The sequence below is a fragment of the Gemmatimonadales bacterium genome (assembly GCA_035502185.1).
Taxonomy (GTDB): Bacteria; Gemmatimonadota; Gemmatimonadetes; order Gemmatimonadales; family JACORV01; genus Fen-1245.
Map to the genome: position 1 here is coordinate 1 of DATJUT010000028.1, position 3,158 is coordinate 3,158.

The window sequence follows — 3,158 nt, forward strand, 5'->3', positions numbered from 1 at the left end:
CCCTCCTGCATCAGCTTGCGCGTGACGTTGTCGATGGCCGCGATGTGGTCCGCGTCGATCGCGTGGCGGAGCCCGAGGCTGTAGGCCAGCAGCGCGGTCCCGAGGAGCAGGGGATAGGCGCGGAACGCGGCCACCGCCCAGAGCCAGGCGCCGGCGTTCGCCGCGGCCAGCACGGCGTAGAGCGCGACCGTGCGCCCGCGCGCGTACGCGGCGTCGTCGTGGAACAGGCGGGTCAGGATCCTCAGCACGTGCGCGGCCGGCCTCCCGGAGGGTCGTGGCGACCCGCCGAAATCTCGTCGCACGTCGCGTGCCGCGCACCTGTGGGTGCCGCCGTCGCCATGCCGCACCGCCGCCGCCACCCCTCAACGGCTGAGGGGGCTGGCGCCCGCGGCGCGGGGGCGCTATGCTCCCATCAACCGTTCAGGGGTGAGTCGTGGCCGCCGAGCTCGAGCTGATGCAGGGCACGCTGGACCTGATGGTCCTCAAGGCGCTGACGTGGGGGCCGATGCACGGCTACGCGGTCGCCCGCTGGGTGCGGGACACCACGGAGGAGGACCTCCTGGTCGAGGAGGGCGCGCTCTACACGTCGCTGCACCGGATGGAGCGGCGGGGGTGGATCGCCGCCGAGTGGGGCCTCTCCGACAACAATCGCCGCGCGAAGTTCTACCAGCTGACGGGCGCGGGCCGCCGCGAGCTGAAGGCGCAGGCGGCCGCGTTCTCGCGCTACGCCACCGCGATGTTCAAGGTGCTCCAGACCGCATGAGCCCGTCCATTCGCTGGCCTGGCCTGAGGCGCGTGTTCCGCTTGGGGCGCGCCGCCGACGTCGAGCGCGAGGTGGACGAGGAGCTGCGTTTCCACCTGGACCTCGCCGCGCGGGAGCTGGTGGCGCGCGGCCTTCCGGAGGCGGACGCGCGACGTGAGGCCGAGCGGCGCTTCGGCGACGTGCGCGCGACGAGAGCCCTGCTGGTGGCTACGGACCGTGGACGCGTGGCGTCCGAGCGGCGCGCGGACTGGTGGGGCGCGTTCCGTCAGGATCTGCGCTACGCGGTGCGAGGGCTCAGGATGAAGCCCGGGTTCACCGCGGCGGTCGTGCTCACGCTGGGCCTCGGGATCGGCGCGAACGCCACGATGTTCGGGATCGTGGACCGGCTGCTGCTCAAGCCGCCGGCGTACCTGGCGGACGCCGGCCGGGTCCACCGCGTCTGGTTCGTGCGGCGCACGTCCGAGGGCAGGGACTTCGCCGGCACGAACACCTCGTACCGGCGCTACCACGATCTCGCGTCCGACACGACGCACTTCGACGTCATCGCGTCGTTCGTGGACCCGTCGGTGGCGGTCGGGGTCGGGACGGACGCGCAGGAGCGGCACGTCCTCGGCGTCACCGCGAGCTACTGGCGCCTGTTCGCGATGCGTCCGGTCGTGGGGCGGTTCTTCACGTCGGAGGAGAACCGGGAGCCGACCGGCACGCCCGTCGCGGTGCTGGGCTACGACTACTGGCGCTCCGCCTACGCCGGCCGCGCCGACGCCGTCGGCAAGACGCTGCGCGTCGGGCAGCGCGACTACACGATCGTCGGCGTGGCGCCCGCGGGCTTCATGGGCACCTCGATGGGCAACGTGGTGGCCGTCCTGCCGATCACCGCCGCGCTGTTCGAGGCGATCGGCCAAGCCGAGATCCTGGGCCTGTACGGGTTCTCGTGGCCCGAGATCGTCGTGCGGCGGCGGGCCGGCGTCGGCGTGGCCGCCGCGGATGCCGCGCTCACGCTGGACTTCCAGCGCAGCTACGCGCAGCAACGCGTGGAGCAGCCGGGCCTCCCGCCGATCGGCGAGTTCCGGCCGCGCGCGGTGGCGGCCAGCGTGCTGAGGGACGCCGGTCCGGGCGAGTCGAGCGAGGCGAAGGTCGCCCTCTGGCTCGTCGGCGTCGCGGCGATCGTGCTGATCATCGCCTGCGCCAACGTGGGCAACCTCCTTCTCGCGCGCGCCTTCGGCCGGCGCCGCGAGATCGCCGTGCGGCTGGCCCTCGGCATCAGCCGCACGAGGCTGATGGTCCAGTTGCTGACCGAGAGCGTGCTGCTGGCCCTGCTCGGGGGCGCGGCGGGCCTGGCGATCGCCCAGTGGGGCGGCGGCCTGCTGCGCGGCACGCTGATCCCGGACGTGGATTGGACCAGCACGCTGGCCGATCCGCGCGTCCTGGGTTTCGGAGCTGCCGCGGCGCTGGCGGCGGGGCTGCTGGCTGGGCTGGCGCCGGCGTGGCAGGCCGTGCGGAGCGACGTCGCGCCCGCGCTCAAGGCCGGCGTCCGCGAGGGGACGTTCCACCGCTCGCGGACGCGGACCGCGCTCCTGATCGTGCAGGGCGCCCTGTCGGTCGTCCTGCTGGTGGGCGCGGGCCTGTTCGTGAGGAGCTTCGACAAGGTGCGCGGCGTCCGGCTCGGCTACGACGCCGACCGGCTGCTGTGGGTGAATCCCGTGATGCGCAGTGTGAAGCTGGATACGGCGCCGGCGTCGCAGCTCAGGGACCGGCTCGCCGCCGCGGCGCTGCGGGTGCCCGGCGTCGAGGCCAGCACCCGGGCCGGCAGCGTCCCGATGCAAGGGGGCTGGTGGTGGAACGTGGTGGTGCCGGGCCTCGACACGGCCTACACGAACCACGTCGGCGGCGGCCAGATGCTGCTGCAGCCCGCCTCGCCGGAGTACTTCCAGGCGATGGGCACGCGCCTGGTGCGCGGCCGCGGCTTCACCGAGGCGGATCAGGCCACCAGCCCGCTGGTCAGCGTCCTGAGCCGGGCCATGGCGACCGCGCTCTGGAAGGGCGCCGATCCCATCGGCCGCTGCGTGAAGATCAGCGCGGATACGGCACCCTGCCGCACGGTCGTGGGGATCGCCGAGGACATCGTCCAGAGCCAGTTCGGCGGCGAGCCCGAGCTGACGTACTACGTGCCGACCACGCAGTGGCATCCGGAAGGCGGGGGCCTGTTCGTGCGGACGCGCGGGCCCGCCGACCGCTACGCCGAGCCCGTGCGCGTCGCGCTGCAGCGCGAGATGCCGGGCGACGCCTACGTCACGACGCGGCCGATGTCCGACCTCCTCGGGACCAGGATGCGCCAGTGGGACCTGGGTGCCACGATGTTCACCGTCTTCGGCGTGCTGGCCTTGTTGGTCTCGGC

Annotated in this window: 3 protein-coding genes; 2 read left to right on the forward strand and 1 reads right to left on the reverse strand. The window is 73.5% G+C overall.

From position 1 onward, the window contains the following. Nucleotides 1-248 (reverse strand): hypothetical protein (locus VMF70_03605; GenBank protein ID HTT67091.1); only part of this gene is annotated, 248 nt, incomplete at its 3' end. A gap of 185 nt (nt 249-433) precedes the next feature. On the opposite strand from VMF70_03605, the gene VMF70_03610 reads away from it, so the two are divergent. Both VMF70_03610 and VMF70_03615 read left to right on the forward strand, forming a co-directional pair. Continuing rightward, nucleotides 434-763: a PadR family transcriptional regulator gene (locus tag VMF70_03610; GenBank protein HTT67092.1), complete on the forward strand. Its 330-nt coding sequence runs from the start codon at nt 434-436 to the stop codon at nt 761-763. Beyond that, nucleotides 760-3,158, forward strand: a 2,399-nt coding sequence (locus VMF70_03615) for an ABC transporter permease (protein ID HTT67093.1), incomplete at its 3' end; no start/stop codon positions are given. The genes VMF70_03610 and VMF70_03615, both read left to right, overlap by 4 nt.